At 68.0% G+C, this 25,710-nt stretch carries 12 protein-coding genes; 10 read left to right on the forward strand and 2 right to left on the reverse strand.

The features are described 5' to 3' along the window. Nucleotides 1–93 precede the first annotated feature (93 nt). Both U5771_RS24870 and U5771_RS24875 read right to left on the reverse strand, forming a co-directional pair. The gene (locus U5771_RS24870) at nucleotides 94–1,506 is read right to left on the reverse strand and encodes a hypothetical protein (RefSeq protein ID WP_322026412.1); all 1,413 of its coding nucleotides are present in this window, start codon (nucleotides 1,504–1,506) and stop codon (nucleotides 94–96) included. Nucleotides 1,507–1,610: 104 nt separating this feature from the next. Then, nucleotides 1,611–3,044, reverse strand: coding sequence for an integrase family protein (locus U5771_RS24875; RefSeq protein ID WP_322026413.1), 1,434 nt, complete (start codon nucleotides 3,042–3,044; stop codon nucleotides 1,611–1,613). Between the two features lie 599 nt (nucleotides 3,045–3,643). Between U5771_RS24875 and U5771_RS24880 the strand changes: the two genes are divergently transcribed. The 10 genes from U5771_RS24880 (at nucleotide 3,644) to U5771_RS24925 (ending at nucleotide 25,710) form a co-directional block, all read left to right on the forward strand. Continuing rightward, complete coding sequence (locus U5771_RS24880) at nucleotides 3,644–4,654, forward strand: zinc-binding dehydrogenase (protein ID WP_322026414.1); 1,011 nt, start codon at nucleotides 3,644–3,646, stop codon at nucleotides 4,652–4,654. Between the two features lie 393 nt (nucleotides 4,655–5,047). Next, on the forward strand, nucleotides 5,048–5,509 hold the full coding sequence (locus tag U5771_RS24885) for a (2Fe-2S)-binding protein (protein ID WP_322026415.1): 462 nt from the start codon (nucleotides 5,048–5,050) through the stop codon (nucleotides 5,507–5,509). Then, the gene (locus U5771_RS24890; protein ID WP_322026416.1) at nucleotides 5,506–7,830 is read left to right on the forward strand and encodes a xanthine dehydrogenase family protein molybdopterin-binding subunit; all 2,325 of its coding nucleotides are present in this window, start codon (nucleotides 5,506–5,508) and stop codon (nucleotides 7,828–7,830) included. Before U5771_RS24885 ends, U5771_RS24890 begins: the two co-directional genes overlap by 4 nt. Nucleotides 7,831–8,627: 797 nt before the next feature. Beyond that, nucleotides 8,628–8,822 (forward strand): hypothetical protein, encoded by a 195-nt coding sequence (locus U5771_RS24895; protein WP_322026417.1) that lies wholly within the window; start codon nucleotides 8,628–8,630, stop codon nucleotides 8,820–8,822. A 151-nt stretch (nucleotides 8,823–8,973) separates the two neighbouring features. After that, nucleotides 8,974–10,251 (forward strand): HlyD family secretion protein, encoded by a 1,278-nt coding sequence (locus tag U5771_RS24900; RefSeq protein WP_322026418.1) that lies wholly within the window; start codon nucleotides 8,974–8,976, stop codon nucleotides 10,249–10,251. Nucleotides 10,252–10,262: 11 nt separating this feature from the next. Then, on the forward strand, nucleotides 10,263–12,482 hold the full coding sequence (locus U5771_RS24905) for a peptidase domain-containing ABC transporter (RefSeq protein WP_322026419.1): 2,220 nt from the start codon (nucleotides 10,263–10,265) through the stop codon (nucleotides 12,480–12,482). 3 nt (nucleotides 12,483–12,485) lie between these two features. Continuing rightward, the gene (locus U5771_RS24910) at nucleotides 12,486–13,913 is read left to right on the forward strand and encodes a TolC family protein (RefSeq protein WP_322026420.1); all 1,428 of its coding nucleotides are present in this window, start codon (nucleotides 12,486–12,488) and stop codon (nucleotides 13,911–13,913) included. Continuing rightward, nucleotides 13,895–15,481 (forward strand): acyltransferase domain-containing protein, encoded by a 1,587-nt coding sequence (locus tag U5771_RS24915; protein WP_322026421.1) that lies wholly within the window; start codon nucleotides 13,895–13,897, stop codon nucleotides 15,479–15,481. The genes U5771_RS24910 and U5771_RS24915 overlap by 19 nt, the downstream gene beginning before the upstream one ends. Before the next feature lie 75 nt (nucleotides 15,482–15,556). Then, the gene (locus U5771_RS24920) at nucleotides 15,557–21,601 is read left to right on the forward strand and encodes an SDR family oxidoreductase (RefSeq protein ID WP_322026422.1); all 6,045 of its coding nucleotides are present in this window, start codon (nucleotides 15,557–15,559) and stop codon (nucleotides 21,599–21,601) included. Further along, nucleotides 21,598–25,710, forward strand: coding sequence for a cytochrome P450 (locus U5771_RS24925; protein WP_322026423.1), 4,113 nt, complete (start codon nucleotides 21,598–21,600; stop codon nucleotides 25,708–25,710). Before U5771_RS24920 ends, U5771_RS24925 begins: the two co-directional genes overlap by 4 nt.

Consider the following 25,710-nt stretch of genomic DNA (forward strand, 5'->3'; position numbering starts at 1 on the left):
GTCGTTTCGGGAATGAATAAACGGTCCTTTTCAACGAAATGGTCGAGTAACACCATTTGACCAGCGTAGTCGGATCACTGCGGACTTGCTGACTCAAAACAGTTGCGGCTCCGGTGATCGCTGAGAGTCTGCCAATTTTTGTAACGCTTGTTCGAAAAGCTGGTCTGGATTCGCGAATCTCGAGCGCTCACCTTGGAAAAGGGCCTCCAAGTCTTCTCGCGTTAGTACGAGTACTCCCGTCTCTGCTGCTGCGGCCAAATCCGCTTTGACTTCGTCGCGGGTCATCGCCGTAACGATGACAGGAAGAACTCGAACATGTTGAAGCCCAGACGTCGAGAGCGTTTTGCGCAGAGACGCTTCGCGAGCACTCAATTTCGACAGTTTGCTTTCGGCTCGGAGAAGCCCGAGCGTACATTCCACGACGAGAAAGTCGCCTCGAGGGCTGACCGCCAAAACATCGAAGGCGTCGCGGGTCTTGGCGTTCATTCCGAAACTTACGGGCGCGAACCCCAATCCCCAAAGCGTCCAGGTCACTGCTGATTCGAAGTCGTCTGCGGCTTTGCCTTTCGGCGGAAGGTCGGGAAGCAGATAGGCTTGGAGCAGCTTTCCGGTTTGGTCCACGCTGGCGAGCGCTGCCGCCCGCGCGTTTTGATATGTCTGCGGGTCAGCAAACCAGCGTAAATGGTGCGCATGCCCGCCATATGAAGCGATGCATTGGACAATCGCCCCAAGCGGCACGTCGAGAGCTAACTGCCCGACCGCATCGCCTGATCTCTCGACCCAATCGAGTTTGTCGCCTTCGATCGACCCTCGGTCGACCACCACCCCCTTGTCGATCACGCGGTATCCGAGCCGAGCTTTCGCACGCTCAACCCCAGGCGCAATCCAAAGCCCCAAATCCGCCTTGCCGTCCTTGACGCTTGAAAGCAGCCACACCTCTGTCGCCGTGTGCGCGACGACTTCGAGGACACTTTGTGTGTTCGGCGCGGCACCCAGCCCGTATTCCACACTCAGCTCAGCCATTGAGTCGTAAGGGCGGATGGCCGCTTTGAGCATCCAGTCGGTTCGCGGCTGCGGCGTAAGCAGATCCCGCCTCGCGCCGCTTATGGTCAAGACGGCGAGGCGATTTCCTTGGTTCAGTCCCTCGGCATGAAGGAGATCGGCCGGCCCCACGGAGATGTTTTGATTGTCTTCGGGTCGAATGACAAGGTTTCCGAGCTCGGGAATTGCGAAGCCGTTGGGTGATGCCATTTGTTCGATGGCTTGGGCGAAAGCCGCAACTCCCCCGGTGAGTTCGACCTGGCCCGCCACAAGCCCACCGGCCTCGAACAAGTCTTTGATCGGATTGTGAAAAACGGCAGACAAATACACGCGCGCTGCCGAAATCACAAGATCGTCATCGCGCTTGACCGCTATGAATGTCAACCTTGCCTTTGTGTATGCCGATTCCCACGGCTCGATGGCCTCGAAGAAAGCAGCGATCATCCTTTGAACATGTTGATTCACAAGGTCTCCGACGGGGTAAATCGACGAGTTATCGATCCTGCATCACCGGGTGTTGGACAGATTTTCCGCTGCGGTGCGATGGTGGTGAAACCGCCGTGGTCAACTCAAGCGCGGTAACTTTGCTTCTCCGGATCATCCGACGTCGCGACAACTGACGCAAGGAGATGATCAAGGTTTGCTTGCTGCAGCATCCATCGTTCAATCAAATCATGCCATTTCCTCAAGAGATCTAGCGGGCGCCGCCGATAGTGCTTTTCTGCCAATGCGGATGGCTTGTGCCCCTGAATTTGGGCCACAACCCCTACAGGAACCTCAACCCACTCGGAGAGCGTGCCGAAGGACCGCCGCAATCCATGCAGGGTGAGGTGAGGCAGATCAACGGCTGCCAGCGCACCGTTGTGTGCTTTCCTGGGCTCGGCGATCTTTCCGTCTTCCGATCTGTTGCTGGTGAACACCCATTCAGAGGGGGCCCATGACTTTCGTTGCTCGGCGAGGCTAGCCAGTTGCCGCCTGTTCGGAGGTGTTTCGTTCATTTGCTTGAGGTTCGACAGGAGGCTCGCCAAATACGGTGTGAGAGGGATCGTACGACCGCCGGTCCCTTCGATCTTGTCGTTCATGGTGAGGCTGCGCCAGCGGAAGTCCACGTCCTTCCAACGCAATGCGGCGAGCTCTTCGCGGCGAGCTCCAGTGATCAGGAGACCCTGCAAGTACGTGCTGATAACTGGATTACCTATTTGACGTACGGCCGTGAACCATGCGCGCAGTTGTTCCCGTTGCAGGCAATCACTTTTGGCCTTGGTGCGTGGTACGGCGGCGCGTACCGCTCGAGCGGCGTACGCATTTGGCGCGATGGACCCCGAGTATTCGGGCCGGTCATTGCACCATCGAATGAAGGCACGAAGTTTGCGGTAACTCTGCTCAGTGTTTGTTGGACGCTTTTCTGCTTCGGACTCAAGCCACATGGCCACTCGCTCGGCGGTGAGATCCGACAGCTTCAGCGGCATCAATGTAGCCAGCGGCCCAGGAATCGTTGTCCCGCGCCCCCGCTTCCAAGGCAGGCCGCCAGCTTGTGCGAGCTTTTCGTGATCGTAGTAGTGTCGATCGCTCCATTTGCCCCGGTGCGCGTTCAGATACGCTGACCAAGCTCCCGATACAGTCGAGTTCTGCCTGAGGGACTCGAGTTTGCGTGCTTCATGCTCGGCGCGTTGTTCCGCTCGTTCTTCGCGAGGATCTATGCCGCGATCCATCAGCGCCTTGAGCCGGGCAGCTTCCTGCCTCGCGCCGAGGCGTTCGATCGTCTTGCCAGTGGCCGCGTCGATCGTTGTGTGCCGCTCGAGCAGCCAAGCATTCGGCGAGCCGATGGTGAGGCGAACGGTCTTGCCAAATAAACGACCCTCGAATACGTAGGATTTCATTCCCGAGGCTGTGACGCGAAGGCCGAGCCCTTGTTGCTTCTTGTCCCAATAGATCGTTTGTTGTCGTCCTGGCACGCACTCGTAACCGGTGATGCGCTCGATCGTGAAATTTTCCTTTGTCACCTGGTGTCCCTATTCTCAATGTCATGTAGGCGCCGTGTAGGAGAATTCTAGGGATTCAGGTCAATCCAAGTCAACATCAAGACTCGATGGAAAGCGTAAAAATCGTTTATTATCAGTTGGTTGGTGATAAACATGGAAATCGATCTATTTCGATCATCATGCTGGACTGCGGCCTTCTAAGCCGTAGGTCACACGTTCGAATCGTGTAGGGCGGGCCAGTCTGCTCTTATCCTGATGCAGGCACATGTATTCCAGTCGTCGCGTCCGTGACGACAGCGATCCCCGAAACGTCGCCTAATTCCCGTTTGACCGATCACCGACATCCCGGGATACACACGCACCCACGCCGCATCGCACGTTCCGCAGACAAGCGAATGTCCCCCCGATTTCAAAAGTGTTTTCGCGGAATATCCCTTCCGCGACACAGCGTCGGCCACGGATACTGACGGCCGCACACGTTCCGCACCGGCGGAAACCACATCGAACCCTGCATGAGCGATGCCGCGGACATCCCGCGTCCCGGCTGATTACCCTCACGACGCATCCGGCATGACTGCCACGCCGCAGGCATCGCCGATCACCCGAACCACACACCACCCATGACCCAACCCCTCCACCACGCATCATTGCCGACCCGCTTTCGCGCATGGACCTGGCAAGGCTGCGAGCATCCCGAGCAACTGCGTCTCGAACAGATCGCGATGCCGGCGCTGAAGCCTGGCCAGGTGCTGGTCCGCAACCACGCGATCGGTCTGAATCCGGTCGACTGGAAAGTGCTCGGCGGCGCGCTGGTGAACTGGTCCGAGGGGCATGTGCCCGGCGTCGACGGCGCCGGAACGATCGTCGCCGTCGTGGACGAGCATGCGCGCCATCTGCTCGGCCGCCGCGTGGCCTACCACCAGGGCCTCGACGAACACGGCAGTTTCGCGGAATACACGCCGGTCGCCGCGTCCGCGCTGCTGACGGTGCCCGACGCCCTCGATTTCGAAACGGCCGCGAGCGTGCCGTGTCCCGCGCTGACCGCGTGGCAGGCGCTCGAGAAAGTGCCGTGCCGGACATCCCGCGAGATCCTCGTCAGCGGCGCAGGGGGCGCGGTGGGCAGCTATCTGGTGCAGATGGCCGCCGACCGCGGGTTCGAGGTCACGGTGTCGTGCAATGAGCGTCATTGGGCGCGCCTGCGTGCGCGAGGGGCGACCCATTTCGTCGCCGGCCCGATCGACGAACCCATCGACGCGGGGCACGAACTGGCCCGGCGTTTCTATGCAGTGTTCGACAGCGTCGATGCGCAAAGCGCGGCCCGCTGGGCGCCGGCGGTGTCCGCCAATGGGCATGTCGTGTGCATCCAGGGCCGGTTCGACGCACAGCCGCTGCCGCCGTTTACGACGAGCGTATCGCTTCATGAAGTCGCGCTGAATGCATTGCATACGTACGGCGATGCGGCGGCATGGCTCGAGACGACCACCGCGGGCAGCATGCTGCTGGCCGGAATCGCGAACGGCACCCTTCAACCCGAAGCGCGCATCACGGGCGACTTCGAGCATTTGCCCGAACAACTGGAAGGGCTCCGGCATCGCCGGTTCTCCGGCAAGCCGGTGGTGCTCGTCGGATAACGAGCGCGCGCCGGACGGTCGCGCGCCGGTTGCCCGTCCGTCGACAAGACGGGCACACCGCGTCGCGCTGCGCCGAAGCGGTTCGACCGCGTTGATGCGCCAACCACCAGAATCTTCCAGCTCGCCCCGATCCGACGGCAAACCGGAATTCATCTGATAATACGTGCGGCGATCCACGCAAACGAGCGATCGTCCGAATCCCGCCGCACCGCTGCACCGCCGCACCGTTGCACAGGCAACCAGGCGGCAGCCTCACCGAGATTGCATCGTTCTCCGACGCAATCCGGAAACGAAACGGCGTCAGGCCCACCTGGTCGTTCGGAATGTGCCCAGCGCCGTTCAAATCCCCACACGACGCCCGCGCGACGCGGCGCCGCCAACAGGAGGTGAACGATGATCACGCTGACCGTCAACGGTAGCGAACAGCATTTCGACGGCAATCCGGACATGCCGTTGCTCTGGTATCTGCGCGACGTCCTCGGCCACACGGGCACCAAGTTCGGCTGCGGGATGGCGCTGTGCGGTGCGTGCACCGTCCATCTCGACGGCGTGGCGATCCGCGCGTGCATCACGCCCGTCGCAGTCGCGGCCGGCAAGCGCGTGACGACGATCGAAGGGTTGTCGACCGACCTGACTCACCCGCTGCAGCAGGCCTGGCAGGAGCTGAACGTCGCGCAATGCGGCTACTGTCAGTCCGGACAGATCATGCAGGCCGCTTCGCTGCTGAAAACGAATCCCCATCCGAGCGACGCCGACATCGACGACGCGATGTCCGGCAACATCTGCCGCTGCGGCACCTATACGCGCATCCGCGCGGCGATCCGGCTGGCGGTGCGCCGCGGAGGTGCCGCATGAACGCGCCGGAATGCTCCGTCCATAACGAAAGTCGCCGCGCGTTGCTGCTCGGCTTCGCCGCCGGCGGGCTGCTGCTCGCGTTCGGCGTGCCGTCGCTCGCGCGCGCGGCCGCGCCGGTGCTGCCGCCGGTCAGCCCGAATCCGCAGTACGGCGGCGCGGGCATGCCGCACGGATTGCGCGACGATCCGAACCTGTTCGTCGCGATCGCGCCGGACGGCACGGTCACGGTGACCTGCATCCGCTCCGAGATGGGGCAGGGCGTGCGCACGAGCGTCGCGCTCGTGGTCGCCGACGAACTGGGCGCGGACCGGGCGCGCGTGAAGGTCGCACAGGCGGTCGGCGACGAGCCGCGCTACGGCAACCAGAACACCGACGGCTCGCGCAGCCTGCGCCAGAGCTTCGCCGCACTGCGCCGCGCGGGCGCGGCCGCGCGCACGATGCTCGAGCAGGCCGCGGCGGCGGTGTGGGGCGTCGACGTGCATCAGGTGAAGGCGACGGTGCACGAGGTCGTCGATACGAAAACCGGGCGCAAGCTCGGCTTCGGCGAACTGGCCGCGAAGGCGGCCGCGCTGCCGGTGCCCGATACGAAAACCGTAACGTTGAAGGCGCCGGCGGAGTTCCGCTATATCGGCAAGGGCAAAACGGCGTTGATCGACGGACGCGACATCGTGAGCGGCCGCGCGCACTACGGGATCGACACGCGGCTCGACGGCATGCTGTACGCGGTCGTCGCCCGCCCGCCGGTTTATGGCGATACGGTCGCGTCGTTCGATGCGTCGGCCGCGGAGAAGCTGCCGGGGGTCGTCAAGGTCGTACAGCTCGCGTCGACACCGCTGCCATCCGGGTTCCAGCCGCTCGGCGGCGTGGCCGTGATCGCGCGCGACACGTGGACGGCCATCCAGGCGCGCGCGCAACTGAAGATCGACTGGCAGCACGGGCCGCACGCAGGCTACGACTCGGCCGCCTACCGCAAGACGCTCGAAGCGGCGGCCGCGCAGCCGGGCGACGTGATCCGCAACGACGGCGACACGGCCGCGGCGCTCGCGGGCGCCGCGAAGCGGGTGCGCGCGACGTACTACATTCCGCATCTCGCGCACGCGACGATGGAGCCGCCCGCGGCCGTCGCGCGCGTGGCCGACGGCCGCTGCGAGGTGTGGACCTGCACGCAGGCGCCGCAGACCACGCGCGACGAGATCGCGAAGGCGCTCGCGCTGCCGGCCGAACGGGTCACGGTCAACGTGACGCTGCTCGGCGGCGGCTTCGGCCGCAAGTCGAAGCCGGACTATGTGGTGGAGGCCGCGCTGCTGTCGAAGGCGGTCGGGGCGCCCGTCAAGCTGACGTTCACGCGCGAGGACGACATCGCGCACGACTATTTCCACGCGGTGTCGCTGGAAGCGTTCGAAGGCGGCCTCGATGCGGCGGGGAAGGTGGTCGCGTGGCAGCATCGCACGGTCGCGCCGTCGATTCAGTCGACCTTCAAGGCGGGCGTCGTGCACGAGCAGCCGGGCGAGCTCGCGCAAGGCATCGCGGATCTTCCGTTCGCAGTCCGGAACGTGCGGATCGAGAATCCGGCCGCGGAAGCGCACACGCGGATCGGCTGGTTTCGTTCGGTGTACAACATTCCGCACGCGTTCGGGATTCAGAGCTTCGTGTCGGAGCTCGCGCACGCGGCGGGTCGGGATCCGAAGGATTTCCTGCTCGACCTGATCGGGCCGGCGCGACGTTTCGAGCCGCACATCACGGTGAGGAACGTGAACTACGGCGAGGATCCGGCGTTGTATCCGGTCGATACCGGGCGGCTGCGGCGCGTGATCGAGACAGTCGCGCGCGAAGCCGGCTGGGGGCGCAAGCTGCCGCAGGGGCACGGGCTCGGGATCGCCGCGCATCGCAGCTTCGTGTCGTACACGGCGGCCGTATGCGAAGTGCAGGTCGGCGCGGACGGCGCGATTACGGTGCCGCGCGTCGACATCGCGATCGACTGCGGGCCGCAGGTCAACCCGGAGCGCGTGCGATCGCAGCTCGAAGGCGCGGTGGTGATGGGGCTCGGCATCGCGCTGCACGGCGAGATCACGTTCAAGGACGGGCACCCGGAGCAGAGCAATTTCAACGGCTTCCAGGTGCTCCGGATGAACGAGGCGCCGCGTGAAATCCGCGTGCACCTGGTCGCGCCGGACGACTACGAGACGCCGCTCGGCGGCGTGGGCGAGCCGGGCCTGCCACCGGTCGCGCCGGCGCTGACCAATGCGATCTTCGCGGCGACGGGCACGCGCATCCGCAGCCTGCCGGTCGCGGACCAGCTCGCGAAGCCGAAAGCGGGGTGACGCGGTGTCGCGCGCCGGGCCGTCTGCATGGCCCGGCGCGTGCATTCGCTCGCGCGCCCAGGCCATTGCGCGCGATCCATTCATGCATTGTATTTGCATATAAATTCGACGGGTTCCGCCCGGCCGCTCGGCCGCCAGGACAATCGCTTTCCAGCATCAACTGCGGGAATTCAATCGCGACATTTACGCCCTGAATTCCGCTTGGAAATAGAATAAACGGCCCTCTGATATCGGGTTTGCCCGATGGTGCGGTATCGTACAAAGAGCGTCCGGAAAGTGTCGGATCATTGGCCCGTCGAATTCAGCTTTGTAAAAAATTCAATGAGGAAAATCTGGTGCCGATCAACCATTTGCTAATGATTGATCGGATGAGCGGCATTTGGCGCGTGGCTATTCTAGGTCGATCCTCGGGCGGGTATTCATTTTCGTTTTCGTTCCTGTGTTGCGTGACGTGCAGGGTGCCGTGGTGCCCGCGCGCGGTGGCGTCTGCTCGTCTGCGGATCGAGATCGTCGAGCCGGTGGTCCGGCGTCGCGAGACTTGGCGGCATATCGAAAGCGGATGGCTGATCGAATGCCGATTGATCGCGAGAGTATTGCGAAATGGTTATTCTGGATATTCGAATCGATGGGGCGCTGCACGCCGTTTTGCCGGATGGATTAATTAAATATTACCGGTTGATGTAATCGTGTCGATCGGAAAGTTAACGTATTTAACGTATTGATCTGCGTCGCGATTGCGGCGCGGTTCGATGCCTCGCTAGATGGGTTATCTAGCATTCTCAATCTGGAGAAACGCAATGCAAGAACTGAATCAGCAGGAAATCGCACAAGTTTCCGGCGGCTACTACGGCGGCGGCTCGATTTTCGACACGCTGGGCAACGTGGTCGAGCTGTACGGCCAGACGCTCTACAACGTCGGCGAAGCGCTGACGACGGCTGTCGTCGGCACGGGCAACGCAGTGCTCGGCCTGCTGACCGGCCAGCACGCGTAAGCCTGACGCGATTTCCGCGCAGTGGCGCGCGCTGCGTCGCCATTGCGTGAATCGCGGATCGCCGCGGCACCGGAGCGGGGCGCCGCGGCGTTCTTCCCGGGCAACCGGGATGCATCCGTCGAACCCAACTGACTGTCTGTCATCCCGTATCTTGACGAACCCGACTTCTCTCTTCCGGCACGAAGCGCAACAGGCGCAGCGCACCGGCGCGCTGGGCGAGATCGTGCTGGCGCGCCCCGTGCCGCTGACGCTGCTGGCGGCGGCCGCGGTCGCGATGGCCGCGTGCGTGCTGCTGTTCTTCGCGTTCGGCACCTACACGCGTCGCACGACGGTCAGCGGCGTCGTGATGCCGGATGCGGGGCTGGTGAAGGTCTATGCGCTGCAGCCGGGGATCGTCGTCGAGCGCGACGTGAAGGAAGGGCAGCACGTCGCGCGCGGGCAGACGCTTTATACGGTGTCCACCGACCTGCAGAGCGCGGCGGAAGGCGCGACGCAGGCCGCGCTGATCGCGCAGGCGCGGCAACGCAAGGCGTCGCTGCTCACGGAAATCGACAAGACGCGCAGCCTGCAGCAGGACGAACGCGCGACGGTGCGCGCGAAGATCGCGAACCTGGGCGGCGAGCTTGCGCAAATCGACGATCAGCTCGCGGCGCAGCGGCTGCGCACGTCGATCGCGGCCGACGGCGCGACACGCTATCGCGGCCTGCTGGCGCAGGACTACATTTCGAAGGATCAGGCGCAGCAGCGCGAGGCCGACCTGCTCGACCAGCAGTCGAAGCTGAACGGGCTGCTGCGCGAGCGTGCGTCGACGGCACAGTCGCTGACGGAAGCGAACAACCAGCTGGCCGGCCTCGACCTCAAGCAGCAGAACCAGCTCGCGCAGATCGATCGCAACGTGATCGACGTCGACCGGAACCTGATCGAAAGCGAGGCGAAGCGCCGGATCGTGGTCACCGCGCCGGAAACGGGCGTCGTGACGGCGGCGATCGCCGACGTCGGCCAGTCGGTCGATACGTCCCGGCCGCTCGCGAGCGTCGTGCCGGGCGGTGCGCGCTGGCAGGCGCACCTGTTCGTGCCGAGCACGGCGATCGGCTTCGTGCGGGCCGGCGAGCCGGTGCTGATCCGCTATCAGGCGTTCCCTTACCAGAAGTTCGGCCAGTACCGCGCCGTGGTCGTGTCGATCGCGCGCACGGCGCTGTCGGCGGCCGAGCTCACAAATGACGGCGGCCCGGCGGCGACGCCGGGCGAGGGGCGCGACGCGACCTTCTATCGCGTGATCGTCGCGCTCGATGCGCAGCACGTGACCGCGGATGGCGCGCGGCAACCGTTGCAGGCCGGCATGACGCTGCAGGCGGACATCCTGCAGGAGCGCAGGCGCCTGTACGAGTGGGTGCTCGAGCCGCTTTACAGCCTGACCGGCAAACTCTGACGAGGTCGCGCATGGCATTACTCGATCGACTCTCGTTCGGCCTCGGCCGCCAGTTGCCGATGATCCTGCAGACCGAAGCCGCGGAATGCGGGCTCGCGTGTCTCGCGATGGTGGCCGGCTATCACGGCCATCACGCGGATCTCGCGACGCTGCGCGGACAATTCCCCGTCTCGCTGAAGGGCGCGGGGCTCGGGCGCGTGATCGAGGTCGCGCAGCGCCTCGCGCTCGGCACGCGCGCGGTGAAGCTCGACATGGCGCAGCTCGGCCAGCTTCGCTTGCCGTGCCTGCTGCACTGGAATTTCAATCACTTCGTCGTGCTGAAGGAAGTGAACGGAAAGACCGCGACGATTCACGATCCGTCTCACGGCGTCCGCAAGGTGCCGCTTGCCGAGGTGTCGCGCGCCTTCACCGGCGTCGCGCTCGAGCTGTGGCCGGCCGCCGGGTTCGCGCCGCGCGCGGCACGGCCGGCGGTGAAGCTGCGCGAGCTGCTGGGCCCGGTCTCGGGGCTGTCGCGCTCGCTCGCGCAGATCCTCGCGCTCGCCATCGCGCTCGAAGTCTTCATGCTGGTGCAGCCGTTCTTCCTGCAGTGGGTGATCGACGAAGTGATCGTCAGCGCCGATCGCGACCTGCTGACGGTGCTGGCCCTCGGCTTCGGCCTGTTGCTGCTGATGCAGCAGGCGACCGGCACGATCCGCGCGTGGGCGCTGATGCACGTCGGCGTGACGCTGAACATCCAGTGGCGCGCGAACGTGTTCACACATCTGCTGAGCCTGCCGGTGCGCTACTACGAACGGCGCCATCTCGGCGACGTCGTGTCGCGCTTCGGCTCGATCGACACGATCCAGCAGACGCTGACGACGTCGTTTCTCGGCGCGGTGATCGACGGGCTGATGACGATCGTGACGCTCGCGATGATGTTCGTGTACAGCCGCGTGCTCGGATGCGTCGCGCTGGCGACGATGGCGCTGTACGCGCTCGTCCGGTGGCTGTGGTACGGCCCGCTGCGGCGCGCGACCGAGGACCAGATCGTGCACGCGGCCAAGCAGCAGAGCCACTTCCTCGAGACGGTGCGCGGCGTGAAGACGATCAAGCTGTTCAACCGCCAGACGGAGCGCCGCGCGAGCTGGATCACGCTGCTGGTCGAGCAGGTCAATGCGAGCCTGCACGTGCAGAAGTTGCAGATCTTCTATCAGCAGCTCAACGGCCTGCTGTTCGGCATCGAGAACGTGCTGATCATCTGGCTCGGCGCGCGGATGGTGATGGACGGCCAGTTCACGGTCGGCGTGCTGATGGCGTTCAACGCGTACAAGAACCAGTTCGACAGCCGGGTCGGCAGCCTGATCGACAAGTATTTCGAAGTCAGGATGCTGCAGCTCCAGGGCGAGCGGCTGGCCGACATCGTGTTCGCGGAAAGCGAGCCGGACGCGAGCCTGCGCAACGTGCCGGGCGAGGCCGACGCGCTCGACGCGAGCATCGAGATCGACGGGCTGTCGTTCCGCTACGCGGACGGCGAGCCGCTGGTGCTGGACGGCGTGAACGCGAAGATCGCGGCGGGCGAGTCGGTCGCGATCGTCGGGCCGTCGGGGTGCGGCAAGACGACGCTGATCGGCGTGCTGCTCGGCATCCACGAACCGACGGGCGGCACGGTGCGGATCGGGGGGCTCGAGGTCGGTCGGCTCGGCATCGAGCGGCTGCGCGGGCTGGTCGGCACGGTGCTGCAGGACGACGTGCTGTTCGCGGGCTCGATCGCGGACAACATCAGTTTCTTCGACCCGGACGCCGACCCGCGCTGGGTCGCCGAATGCGCGCGCATCGCGGCCGTGCACGACGACATCGCCGCGATGCCGATGGGCTACAACACGCTGGTCGGCGACATGGGCACGGTGCTGTCCGGCGGGCAGAAGCAGCGCGTGCTGCTCGCGCGTGCGCTGTACAAGCGGCCGGGCATTCTCGTGCTCGACGAAGCGACGAGCCATCTCGACATTCAGCGCGAGATGCAGGTCAACGCGGCCGTCACGCAACTCGCGATGACGCGGCTGATCGTCGCGCACCGGCCGGAGACGATCGCGTCGGCGCAGCGCGTCATCATGCTGCAGGGCGGCAAGGTCGTGCTCGACCAGTCGACCGCCGCGATGCGCGCGGCGGCTGCGGCAAGGACGTCCGCCGCGCCGGCCGCGTCGCAGCCGGCGACGCATGACGCCGGCGCGGCGGAACCGGTCGCGGGGCGTTGAGCGATGAAGTACTCCTTCGCTACCGTGCTGTGTGTCGTCGCGTTCGCGGTGTTCGTGCCGCTTGCGCGCGCACAGCTGCTGGACGTCTACGGCACGCGCCACGACGTCGCGGCGACGCCGGCCGGGTCGATGGCGTCGGCCACCGCGTGCGGCGCACAGCATGCCGACGCGCGCCCGCTCGCGCTCGAGGACGCGATCCTGCTGGCGATCTGTTCGCATCCGCAACTGAGCCGCACGTGGTCGGATGCGCGCGCGGCGGCAGCCGAGGTCGGCGTGTCGAAGGCCGCGTACTGGCCGACGCTCAATGCGACCGCGGGCATCGAGCGCGACAACCTGACGACGGGGTACAGCGGCGGCTACACGCAGGACCAGCGCAGCACCAGCCGCTACGGCATGCTCAACCTGAGCTGGGTGCTGTTCGATTTCGGCAGGCGCGGCGCGACGCTCGACCGGGCGCGCGCGCTGCTGCGCGCGGCCAACGCCGCGCACGACGACGCGTTGCAGAGTGTCTTCTACGACGCGGCGCAGGCGTTCTACGCGCTGCGCGACGCGCAGGCGGCGCTCGCTGCCGCGCAGGCGGTCGAGCATGCGGCGCAGGAGAGCCTGGCCGAGGCGAGCGCGCGGCACGACGGCGGCGCCGGCACGCTCGGCGATGCATTGCAGGCGCAGACCACCTATCGCAAGGCGCTGCTCGATCGCGTGAGCGCGGAGGGCGACCTGCAGAACGCGATCGGCACGCTGGCGACGACGCTGGGCGCCGACGCCGATACGCCGCTGCGTATCGCCGACGCGGAGCGGTCGCCCGATCGAGACGATTTCACGCGCGGCATTTCCGACCTGATCGCGGAAGCGAAGCGCCATCACCCGAAGCTGATCGCCGCGCGCGAAAAGCTCGAGGCGGCACGCGACGAGGTGCGCGCGGTGCGCGCGCAGTCGTTGCCGACGATTTCGTTGACGGGCAGCCTCGCGCGCAACAACCCGTCCTACCAGCAGCAGGCGTCGTTTCTCCAGTTGCAGCGCAGTCACAGCAACTCGATCGGCATCCAGGTCTCGATTCCGCTGTTCGAAGGGTTCGCGTCGGGCTACCGCGTCGCGGAGGCGAAGGCGCAGGCGGACGCGCAGGAGGCCGACGTGCGCAACACCGAACTCAAGGTGTCGCTCGACGTGTGGAAGAGCTACCAGAGCCTGCAGACCGACACGACGAATCTGGACAACTCGCGGCATCTGCTCGATACCGCGCTGCATTCGCTCGACATCGCGCGTGGCCGCTACAAGGCGGGCGTCGGTACGTTCACCGAGTTGCTGAATGCGCAGTCGGCGCTCGCGGATGCGCGCCGGCAGCGCGTGCTCGCGGTGTCGAAGTGGCGGATCGCGAGACTGAAGCTGGCCGAGAGCCTTGGGAGATTGGGATTATGGAACGACGCGAGTTGAACGGCGCGGGCCCCGAAGCGGGCGGCACGCAAGTGCGCGGTTGCGCGTTCCTGTTCCCCGGACAGGGCGCGTTCTATGCGGGCGCGCTGCGGCAGCTCGGGCGCGCACACCCGAGCGTGCGACAGACCCTCGACACGCTCGACGCGGTCGCGAACGAGCGCCTCGGCCGCCCGCTGACCGGTGCGCTGTGGCGCGACGATGCCGGGCTCGACACGTGGCTGCGCGAAGCGCCCGATCTGCTGCAGCTCGGGATCTACGGCGCGTCGGTCGGGATGTTCGGCGTGTTGCGTGCGCATGGCGTGGTGCCCGACGTGCTGATCGGACACAGCTTCGGCGAGATCGCGGCGCTGGTGTGCGGCGGCATGTATTCGATCGAGCAGGGCGCGCGGATCGTCTGCGACCGGATTGCGTCGTTGCAGGCGGCGGCGCCGGCCGACGGGATGATGGCCGCGATCTCCGCGGGTGCCGACGCGACGCGCGAGCTGATCGACGCGAGCGCCGTCACGCATGCGGTGCGCAACGTGTGCGTCGCGGTCGAGAATCATTCGTCGCAGACCGTCGTATCCGGCCCCCGCGATGCGCTGGAGCGTTTCGTCGCGGCATGCGCGGCGCGCGGCGTTTCCGCGCAGACGCTCAGGTCTCCGTATGGCTTCCATCACCCCGATCTGGCCGGCGCGCGCGAGCAGTTCGCCGCGCGTCTTGCCGCGTATCGGCATGGCCCGCTCGCGATTCCGGTCCATTCACCGATCCTCGGCCGACGTTACAGCGGCGCCGACGATCCGGGCGCGCGGCTCGCGTCGCATTTCGTGCTGCCGGTGCGGTTCGCGGATGCGATTCGCGCCGCGTGCGCGGACGGCATCGGACGCTACGTCGAATGCGGCGCGCTCAACGCGCTGGCACGCATCGTCGTGCGCATCGCGGGGCCCGGCACGGTCAGGACGTTCGGCGGCCCGTCGAACGCGACCGAGGAATCGAGCGTCGTCACGACCATCACCCGTTATTTCCAGGAGGACAGCATCATGAAGGACGATATTCGCATCGGCAACGCCGGCTCCGGGTTCGACGCGTTCTGGCATGCGCGCGGACCGCACATTGTCGACTGGCTCAAGGGCGAACTGCGTCACGCGTTCGATGCGGCAAGCACGGCACCGGCCGGCGCCGCGCCGACGGCCGTCGGGTTCGCGCCGCAGGCCGAGCCGCCCATCGCGTCCGCGCCGCGCCTGGCGGCCGTGGCCGCGCCGACGCTGACGGCGGTACCCGCGCCGTCGGCACCTCACGAACCGCTCGCGGCGGCGAAGCCCGCCCACGTGCCGCGCGAGCGGCTGTTCGCGGAGCTCGTCGATATTTACGCGCAAGCGATGGAGTATCCGGCCGAGGTGTTCTCCGAAACGATCGAGCTCGAAGCCGAGCTCGGCATCGACTCGGTCAAGCAGACCGAGATCATCCAGCGCATCACCGCGCGCTACGCGCTGCCGCCGCTGCCGGCCAATTTCCGCAGCGGCGATTTCAAGGCGATGGGGCAGATCGTCGATTTCGTCTACGAGAACCAGGGGAAGGCAGTCGCTTGACGGCCGCGGGCCGAAACGATGGTCGGCAGGGGGGGCCCTGCCCGTAATGACAAGTTCTCGATAGGCAGGCGATCCATGTCGAATACCAGCATGCGCGGCAAGCTCGTTCTCGTGACGGGCGGTGCGAAAAACGTGGGCAAGGCGATCTGCAGGCGTTTCGCCGAGCAGGGCGCGCACGTGATCCTGAATTTCTTCCACTCGCTCGACGCGTCGAAGCAGACGGCCGACGAACTGCGCGCGCTCGGCGCGACGGTCGACGTGATCCGGGCGTCGGTCGCGCAGCAGGCGCAGGTCGACCGGATGTTCGACGAGATCGAACGGCGCTACGGCCGGCTCGACGTGCTCGTCAACAATGCGGCGTCCGGCGCGCTGCTCGGCGTCGACGAGATCGGCGCCGAGCATTTCGATCGCGCGCTCGACACCAACCTGAAGGGCGCGTTCTGGTGCGCGCGCCGTGCCGCGGCGCTGATGGCGCGCTCGGGCGGGGGCGCGATCGTCAACGTGTCGTCGGTGGGCGCGACGCTCGTGCCGGCGAACTATCTGGTCGTCGGCACCGCGAAGGCGGCGCTCGAATCGCTCACGCGCTATCTCGCGGTCGAATACGCGGGCCGCGACATTCGCGTGAACGGCGCGTCGTCGACGCTGATCGACGGGGACGTCGCCGCGCAGTTTCCGGACCCGGAGAACACCAAGCGCTCGAGCATCGCGGCGACGCCGCTGAAGCGGCTCGCACGGGCGGAGGATCTCGCCGATCTCGTCGTGTTTCTCGCGTCGGATGCGGCGCGCTGGATCACCGGTCAGGTGGTCGTCGCGGACGGCGGGCTGTCATTATGCAGCGAAGGGCTGTCGCCGCGTGCGGAATGGGCGAGCGTGGAGCGTGCGGAGGATGCAGGCGAGGCGATGCCCGCCGCGGTGCCGCCCGTCTCCGTGAGCGCACCGCTGACCGACCGTCCCGCCGCGTCACCTGACGACGCGCCGGACAGCGACGACATCGCCGTGGTCGGCATGGGGCTCGCCTTGCCCGGCGCGAGCGACCCGGACGCGTTCTGGCGCGCGCTGCTCGACGGCCCCGAACTGTTCGGCAACGTGCCGCCGGATCGCTGGGATTACCGCTCGTTCTATTCGCCCGATACGTCGGCGGAGGACAAGAGCTATCAGTCGCGCTCGGTCTTCATCGAGCAGTTCGACCCGTGCCCGACGGTGCGCGCCGAACTCGACGCGGGCACCGCGCCACGCGAGCTGACGACGCTGTGGCTGCGGCATGCGCTGTGCCAGTCGCTCGACGGCGTGACGCTGCGCGACGCCGATCGCGTGGCGTTCCTCGTCGGCTATACGGCGGACGGCAGCCAGCATCTCGAGGAGGGGATGGTGCTGGCCGCCGCGCGCGAACGCCTGAACGCGGTGCTGATCGATGCGGGCGTCGACGCGGCCGAGCGCGAGCGCCGCGTGGCCGCGATCGATGCGGTGCTGAGCGCGCGCTATGCGCGCGGCGCCGGCGATCTTGCGTCGTTCTTTCCGCATCGGGTCGGCCTGAACGCGATGAAGGGCGTGCTGCCGGACGACGCGCACTGCATGATGGTCGACACCGCATGCTCGTCGTCGCTGTATTCGATCGATCTCGGGATCAAGGCGCTGCTGCTCGGCATGCAGGACGTGGTCGCGTGCGGCGGCGCGTTCGCGCTCGCGCCGCGCGGCTCGGTCCTGTTCTCGAAGCTGCACGGGCTGTCGCGCAGCGGTGAGGTGCGGCCGCTCGACCGCAACTGCGACGGCGTGCTGTTCGCGGACGGCGCGGGCGTCGTGATCCTGAAGCGCCTGGCGCGGGCGCGGGCGGACGGCGACCGCATCCTCGGCGTGCTGAAATCGTTCGGCTCGTCGTCGGACGGCAAGGGCAAGGCGATCTACGCGCCGAACTCGGCCGGCCAGCGCATCGCGATCGATCGCGCGTATGCGCGCACCGCGACGGTGCCGGCCGACGTCGACTGGGTGGTTGCGCATGCAACGGGCACGCCGGCCGGCGATCTCGCGGAGTTCCAGAGCCTGCGCGACGCGATCCGGCGCGACCGCCCGGTGCAGGTGACGTCGAACAAGTCGCTGGTCGGGCATACGGGCTGGGCGGCCGGGGTCGTGTCGGTGATCCAGGTGTTGCTCGGGTTGCGGCACCAGGTGATTCCGCCGCAGCATCGCTTCAGCGAGCCGCCGCCGGAATTCGACATCGCCGGCACGAGCCTGCGGATTCCGGTGGCGCCGGTATCGTGGCCGGTCCGGCGCGAATCGGCGCGCGTCGCGGCGGTGTCCGGGTTCGGCTTCGGCGGCACGAACGGCCACCTGATCGTGTCGGAATACCGCGCGGATCTGCCGGCCGGCGACGCGAGCGGGCGGTTCAAGCGCGAACCGCTCGCGATCGTCGGCTGGTCCGCGAAGTTTCCGGGCCTCGACGCCGACGCACAGGTCGCCGCCTGGCTGCGCGGCGAAGGCCGGGCGCCCGACGCGAGCTTCGGGATCGGCTACCCGCTGCCGAGCTTCGCGCGCGTGAAGATGCCGCCGGCGGTGCTGCGCGCGCTCGATCGCTGCCAGCTGATGGCGCTCGACGCCGCGCACGACCTGCGCGAACGACTCGGCACGTTCTGGCACGAACATGCGGACACGATCGGGCTCGTGATGGGGCACATGGGGCCCACGCGCAACGCGGCGCTCTACGCGAGCCGCTGCTATCTCGACGACATCGCGGCAGCGGTGCTCGACGCGACGCGGCCGGACGAACGCGCGGCGACCGAACGTGTGCTGGCGGACTTGCGCGCCGCGACCAAGCAGCTCGTCGCGCCGACGACCGAGAATTCGTTTCCGGGGATGATGCCGAACGTGATCCCGGCGCGTGTCGCCAACTATCACGACCTGCACGGGATGAACATGACGGTCGATGCGGGCCACGCGTCGACGCTGGCCGCGTTCGAGGCGGCCGAGCGCTTCCTGTGCAGCGGCGAACTCGACATGGCGATCGTCGGCGGGATCAACGGCAACTCGGCGGACGAGGTGCGCCCGGCGTTCGGGCTGCCGCTCGCGGAGGGCATCGTGCTGTTCGCGGTCACGACGGTGCGGCGAGCGCAGGCGGAAGGGCTGCCGGTACTCGCGGTGATCGGCGGCGGCGATGCGCAGGCTGCCGTCGAACCGGCTGCGCCGCGCGACGCGACGGGCCGTGCGGTCACGTATGCGGGGGCCGACTCGGCGATCGACGTGCTGCGCGCGATCGTCGCGCGTGATGCCGGCACGACGCTCACGCGCGACGGTGGCGGCGATCGTGCGCGCTATGCGCTGCACGTTGCATGCGAGTGCGACGGCGCGCAGGCGTCCGCGCCGCGCGAGCCGCATCCCGATGCGCGGCATGTGCCGCCCGCACCTGCGACGGCGCCGGCCGTTGCGTCGGTGGCGCCGACTGCGTCGACGGTCGCGCCTGCCGCGTCCGTTGAACCCGCTTCCCCCGGCACCTTGATACCCGGCTCGCTGCGCCGGACCGGCGTCGCGGCCGACGGCGAGCCGCTCGGCGTCGCGCGTTACCGGATCGAATGGCGCGACGCGCCGTGGCGGCCGGCGGGCCGGTCGATGCCGTTCATCGCGCCGCGCTGCGTGATCGTGACCGACATGCCGGACGCGCTGGCCGCGCAGGCCGATCCGGGCCCCTGCTGCGTGGTGCTGTCGACGCGGCCGTTCGCCGCGCAACGGTCGGGCTGGCACTGGATCGAGCGGATCGACGCAGCGGCGCTCGACGTCGTGCCCGACGACATCGGCCACGTGCGGGTGCTCACGTCGCTCGACGCCGGCACGCTCGCACCGGGCGCTGCCGCGCCGGCCGCGCCCGCGCGGCTCGCGCTGCATGACCTGGCGTTCCTCGCGATCAAGCGCTGCCATGCGGCACTCGAGCGCGACGGCAGCTTCGTCGCGTTGCTGCTCGATGCGCTCGCGGGCGACGTGCCGCATCCGGATGCCGGGCTGTTCACGGGCCTCGTGAAGGCGCTCGCGATCGAGATGCCGGAAGCTCACCCGGTTGCCGTGCTGACCAAGGCGCGCGCGCTGCCGGACGCGCTGCGCGAGGCCGAACGCGAAAGCGGCGCCCGTCACTGGCTGCCGGTCGTCGCCCTTGGGGCGGGGCGGCGCCGCACGCCGCGCGTGATCGCGGATGCGGGCGAACTGCGTGCGGACGAGCGTCTGTCGCTCGGTCAGGATTCGGTCGTCGTCGCGGTTGGCGGTGCGCGCGGGATCACCGGCGAACTGATGAAGACACTCGCCGCGCACGTGCGCCCGACGCTGTACCTGATCGGCAGCAGCGCGCTCGACACGATCGACGCGGAACTGCTCGTGATGGACGACGAAACGTTCGCGAAGAGCCGCCCGGACTACATCCGCCAGCAGAAGGCGCGGCATCCGGAACGGCCGTTGCCGGAGATCATCCGCGCATTCGAGCGACGTGCCGACGCGCGCACGGCGTGCCTGAACATCGAGGCGATGCGGGCGTTCTGCGGCGCGCACCGCGTGACCTACCTGCGCGCCGACGTGCTCGACCCCGACAGCGTGCGGACGGCCATCGACGCGATTCTCGCGCGCGAGCCGCGCGTCGACCTGCTGGTCAACGCGGCCGGACTGAACCGTTCGGCATCGGTGGTCGTGAAGTCGCTGGACGATTTCGTCGCGGTGCGCGACATCAAGGTGCGCGGCTACTGGAACCTGCGCCACGCGTTCGGCGCGCGGCAGCCGCGCCTGTGGTGCAACTTCGGCTCGTTCATCGGGCTGACCGGGCAGGCGGGTGAAACCGACTACGCGTCGGGCAACGACTTCCTGAACACGCAGGCGTCGTATCACCGCGCGGCGCTCGGTCACGACGAATTCACGATCGGCTGGACGCTGTGGCGCTCGGTCGGGCTCGGCGCGAATCCGGTCACGCGCGCGTTCCTCGAGAAAAGCGGCCTGTTCACGAGCATGCGCACCGCGGAGGGGCAGCATCACTTCATGCGCGAACTCGGCCTCGGCGCGCGCGCGGCGATGTCCGTGCATCTCGGCGAGGCCGAGCGGCGCGCGATCGAAACGCATCTGCCGGGTTACTTCGACCTCGACGAAAACGCGCCGGACACCATCGCCACATCTCGCGGTCCCGATTTCTATCTCGGCGCGGAACTCGCGCGGACCGACGACAGCGTCACGTTCGAGCGCGTGTTCGATCTCGAGCGCGACGCGTACCTGCAGCATCACGTCGTCAACGGCTTTCCGACGCTGCCGGGGACCTTCGTGCCGGAAGTGGCCGCCGAGGCCGCGTTGCGGCTCGTGCCGGGGCTCAAGGTCGTCGGCTTCGCGGACGCGGCATTCCTGCACTTCCTGCGGGTCTACGACGCGAAGCGGCCGAGCGTGAAGCGCATCCACGCGCGGATCGCGTCGCGCGACGGCGACGCGGTGCACGTGCACGTGCGGATCTCCGGCGACGTGCTGGCGCCGGGCGGGCAACTGCTCGTGCGCGACAAGCCGCACTTCGAGATCACGGTTCGCCTGGCCAACGCGTATGCGCCGGCGCCGATGTGGCACGAACCGGCAATCGGGACGTTTACGCCCGTCGCCGATCCGTATCATTTCGACGCGGCGCCGGTGCGGCTGACCGGCATGTTCGTGTCGACGACCGACACCGGCATGAGCGACGCGGGCAAGCAGGCGCGTTTCCGGCTGAATGTGCCGGACGGCGATCCGGTGTTCTCGCGCTTCGTGGTGCCGAGCATCCTGCTCGACGGGCTCGCGCGCGTGGCCGCGCTCGATCATGTCGCGGGCGATTACATCCCGCTCGCGGCGCCGATGTCGATCGGCCGCATCGACCTGTACGAAGCCGGCAACGATTGCGAGCTGGCGAGCCGTCACGCGTCGATCGCGTTGCGCGTGACGCCGCGTGCGTTCGCGCTGGAGGGGCCGGCGAGCAGCGGCAACCGGTTTGTCGCGGTGCGTCCGGACGGCGGGATCGTGATGCAGATGCGCGACGTGACGGGCATCGTGATCGGCTACGTGCACCGCGTGACCGGCGCGTTCGCCGCGCGCGGCGAGATCGACGCGCGGCTGGCCGGGCGCACGCCTTCCGAACAGGTGTCCGCATGAGCATGAAGCGACTCGCGCCCGGCCCGCGCGGCAGCGTCGTGATGGGCAACCTCGCGGAGTACAAGCGCAATCCCGTCACGATGCTGCTGAGGCTGCAGCAGCAGTACGGCGACATCGCGCGCAACCGGCTCGGCCCGTTCCTCACGCACGCGCTCGCGCATCCGGACGGCGTCCAGCACGTGCTGCAGGACAACCACCGCAACTACGTGCGCGGCCGCTTCTACGACAACTTCAAGATGTTCTTCGGCGACGGCCTGCTGACGACCGACGGCGAGTTCTGGCGCCGTCACCGCCGCGTGGTGCAGCCGCTGTTTCACCGCAAGCAGGTCGAGTCGCACACGGCCGCGGTCGGCGACGCGGCGCTCGCGCTCGTCGAGCGCTGGCTGAAGCGGCCGGCGCACGCGCCGTTCGACGTCGTCGAGGAAATGATGCGCGTGAGCCTGCGCATGCTCGGGCTGATGCTGTTCAACGCGGACATCTCGCGGCACGCGGACGAGGTCGGGCCGGCCGTGCGGTTCGGCATCGCGGCGATGATGCCGCAGGGCAACATGAACGATTTCGTGCCGCGCTGGATGCCGACGCCGTTCAATCGCCGGATCGCGCACGCGCGTCGCGGGATCGACACGATCGTCGACGCGATCGTCGCCGAGCATCGCGCGGGGCGCTGCGACACGAGCGACGTGATCTCGCTGCTGCTCGCCGCGCGCGATCCGGATACCGGTGCGCCGCTGACCGAGCGCGAGGTGCACGACGAAGTGATGACGGTGTTTCTCGCCGGCCATGAAACCACCGGCAGCGGGATGGCGTGGGGGCTCTATGCGCTCGCGCAGCATCCGGGCGTGTTGCGGCGCTTGCGCGAGGAGCTCGACGCGGTGCTCGGCGGCCGTGCGCCCGATGCGGCCGATCTCGAACGCCTGCCGTACCTGGTGCAGACCGTCGACGAGATGCTGCGCCTGTATCCGCCGATCTGGGGCTTCACGCGGGATCTGGTCGACGACGACGAGATCGGCGGCTATCACGTGCCGGCGGGCTCGTCGGTATTCATGTCGCCATACGTCACGCATCGTCATCCCGCGCTGTGGGCGAACCCCGACGCGTTCGATCCGGAGAACTTCGGATCGCATGCGCCGGTGCGGCACAAGTACGCGTATTTTCCGTTCGGCGGCGGGATGCGCAAATGCATCGGCTACCAGACCGCGTTGCTGCAGATGCGCGTGCTGATCGCGGTGGTGGCGCAGCACGTCGACCTGAGCGCGGTGCCCGGTCATGCGCTCGATACCGGCGCGACGATCTCGCTGCGTCCGCGCGACGGGATTCCGTTGATCGCGAAGCCGCGCGCGCGCGAGCGGGTGTCCGCGGGGCAGGCGGGCCATGACGCAAGCGTGCCGGCTGCGCGAACACCGGTGTGTCCGTTCACGGGCACGCAAGCGCAAGCGTTAGGCTCTACGCCATCGCCATCGCCATCGCCATCGCCATCGCCATCGCCATCGCCATCGCCGTCGCCGTCGCCGTCGCCGTCGCCGTCGCCGGCACCGGCACCCGACGCCGAGCAACCGGCGAATACCGCACCACCCACGCCCGTTCGTTCCGCCGGCCCCACGCTGCCGCCGGCCGTGCTGGCCTTTCTGCGGCGCGACGCGCTCACCGACGAAGCGCCGCGGGGCACCGACGCCACGCCGACGCACCGCTTCACGTGGCGGCCGGTCGAGATCGAGCCGCTGCCCGACCTGCCGGCGGCCGAACTGAGCGGCAAGCGGATCGCGATCGTCAACGGCCTCGGTCGCACGGTCGAGCGCGTGGTGGCGACGCTCACGCGCGCCTGTGCGAAACCCGGCGTGTTCGCGCCGGCCGACGGTGTCGATCCGGCGACCGCCGCGAGCACGTTCGTCGCGCAATCGGGGCCGTTCGACGGGATCGTCGATCTCGGCGTCGAGGCGCCGTTCTCGCTCGACGCGCGCGATCAATGGGAAGCGCCGCTGCGCCGCACGGTCGCGCTGCTGCAGGCATGCTATGGCGACTGGTCGCAGGAGGCGTCGACGTCGCGGCTGTTCTATCTGGCGCTCACCTGGCAGGACGGCCTGATGGGCTACGGCGACGACCCGCTCGTGCAGCCGCTCGGCGGACTCTGGGCCGGGCTCGCGAAGACGCTGCCGCAGGAATTGCCGAACTGCAACGTGCGCGTGCTCGACGTCGCGCCCGACGAAACGGGGCGCGTCGACCAGCTGATCGCACGCGAACTGTATCGCTGGGGACGCTTCGAGGTCGGCCACCGCGGCGGACGACGCCACACGCTCGTCGCGACTCGCGACGATCTGCCGGCCGACACGGCGCCCGACTGGGGGCCCGACGACGTCGTGCTGTTTTCGGGCGGTGCGCGCGGCATCGGTTTCCTGGCGGCGTGCGCGCTCGCGAAACGCCGTCGCTGCACGGTGATCGTCACCGGGCGCGATGTGCTGCCCGCCGGCGACGAGCCGTGGCTCGCGCTCGACGACGCGGGCTTCAAGCGCTACGGGATCGAGCAACTGCGTCAGGCGACGCCGACGCGATCGCCGAAGGCGATCCGGCATACGTTGCGGCAGCTCGAACGCCGGCGCGAACTGAAGGCGTCGCTCGATGCGGTGGCCGCGCTCGGCCTGCCGGTGCACTACCGCGTATGCGACGTGACGGATGCGGATGCCGTGCGCTCGCTGTGCGATGCCTTCGGCGACCGGCTGCGCGGCGTGATCCACAACGCGGGCATCGACCAGCCGGTGCGATTGCCGCGCAAGACCGTCGATGAATTCATCGGCACCGCGCGCGTGAAGGTGCTCGGCTTCCTCAATCTCTACGCGGCGGTGCGCGATCGGCCGCGCGTCGACTGCTTCGTCAACGTCGGTTCGCTGACCGGCCGCTGGGGCGGGATGACGGGCGAGACCGACTATGCGGCGGCGAACGAGGCGCTGGCGCGGCTCGGCTGGTGGGCGCGGCGCGACGCCGGGGCGCGCGTCGTGAAGACGATCGCGTGGCCGACCTGGGACGGCGTCGGGATGATCACGAACCTCGCGGTCACGCGGCGCTACGTGACGCCGATGCGGATCGACGACGGCGTGCGCCACTGGCTCGCGGAACTCGCGGCGCCGGTGAATCCGGCGAATCCTGCGGCACCCGGCAGCGGCGAACCGATGTACATGGGCGCGGTCGGCCGTGCGCTGACGCCGATCCAGCTGCGCGGCTTCGACGCGGTCGACGGCTTGCCGAACCTCGGCGAACTCGCGACGCGCCGGCATCACGCGGGCGCGCCGCGCCGCTTCCAGCCGTTCGCGCGCTTCTCGACGCGCTTTCGCGTGGCCGGCGCACCCTACGCGCAGGCATTCCGTTTCGACGGCCGCGCGGCCGTGCCGGCGTCGCTGCTGCTGGAGCACGCACGCGTCGTGGCCGACTGGGTCGCGCCGCCCGGCGGCGAGCGGGCGTGCCTGCACGAAGCCGTCGACGTCGCGATCGCGCTCGACGCGCTCGCCGAGGCGCTCGACGGCCACGGCGATCTCGCGCTCGACACCGACGTGAGCGGCCGCACGGTGGACGACGGCTGGCACGTGACGGTGCGCTGCGCGTCGCTCGCCGGCCGCGTGCTGCTCGATGCGACGTTCGTGTACCGCGGCCATCCGCCCGGCGGCGTGACCGTCGCGCTGCCGCGCGAAACCGAGGACGCCCCGGCCCGGCGGTTCGCACGCGCGAGCTGGCGCGACGACCTGTTGCCCGAGGCTCGATGGAGCGGCGGCATCGCCCAGGCGAAGGCGGCCGACCCTGCCGCGCTGTGGGGTGTACAGGGCGTGCAGGGTGATGCGGGGCGCGTGCCGTGTCCGCAGCTGTGGCTGCCGGTCAATCACCTGGAAAACGTGCTGCGCGTGCTGCTCGGCGCCTGGCCCGCCGACGGCGAGCCGCCGCGCGCGTGGCGGATCGGCCGCATCGTGTTCGGCGCCGCGGCGGCCGGGGACGCCGACATGCTGCTGCGCTATCCGGACGATCGCTTCGCGATCGCCGATCGCGCGGGCGCGTCGATCGCCGACCTGTACGACGCGCGGCTTGCCGGCGCGACCGACACGCAGGCCGTGGCGGCGTCGGTTCTTTGA

Origin of the sequence: Burkholderia sp. BCC1977, assembly GCF_905339595.1 — a bacterium.
Taxonomy (GTDB): domain Bacteria; phylum Pseudomonadota; class Gammaproteobacteria; order Burkholderiales; family Burkholderiaceae; genus Burkholderia.

Excerpts from the sequence above, each read along its gene's own strand:
- U5771_RS24910 (WP_322026420.1), top strand. The coding sequence starts at position 12,486 with ATGAAGTACTCCTTCGCTACCGTGCTGTGTGTCGTCGCGTTCGCGGTG.
- U5771_RS24925 (WP_322026423.1), top strand. The coding sequence starts at position 21,598 with ATGAGCATGAAGCGACTCGCGCCCGGCCCGCGCGGCAGCGTCGTGATG.
- U5771_RS24880 (WP_322026414.1), top strand. The coding sequence starts at position 3,644 with ATGACCCAACCCCTCCACCACGCATCATTGCCGACCCGCTTTCGCGCA.
- U5771_RS24905 (WP_322026419.1), top strand. The coding sequence starts at position 10,263 with ATGGCATTACTCGATCGACTCTCGTTCGGCCTCGGCCGCCAGTTGCCG.
- U5771_RS24915 (WP_322026421.1), top strand. The coding sequence starts at position 13,895 with ATGGAACGACGCGAGTTGAACGGCGCGGGCCCCGAAGCGGGCGGCACG.
- U5771_RS24895 (WP_322026417.1), top strand. The coding sequence starts at position 8,628 with ATGCAAGAACTGAATCAGCAGGAAATCGCACAAGTTTCCGGCGGCTAC.
- U5771_RS24885 (WP_322026415.1), top strand. The coding sequence starts at position 5,048 with ATGATCACGCTGACCGTCAACGGTAGCGAACAGCATTTCGACGGCAAT.
- U5771_RS24890 (WP_322026416.1), top strand. The coding sequence starts at position 5,506 with ATGAACGCGCCGGAATGCTCCGTCCATAACGAAAGTCGCCGCGCGTTG.
- U5771_RS24920 (WP_322026422.1), top strand. The coding sequence starts at position 15,557 with ATGTCGAATACCAGCATGCGCGGCAAGCTCGTTCTCGTGACGGGCGGT.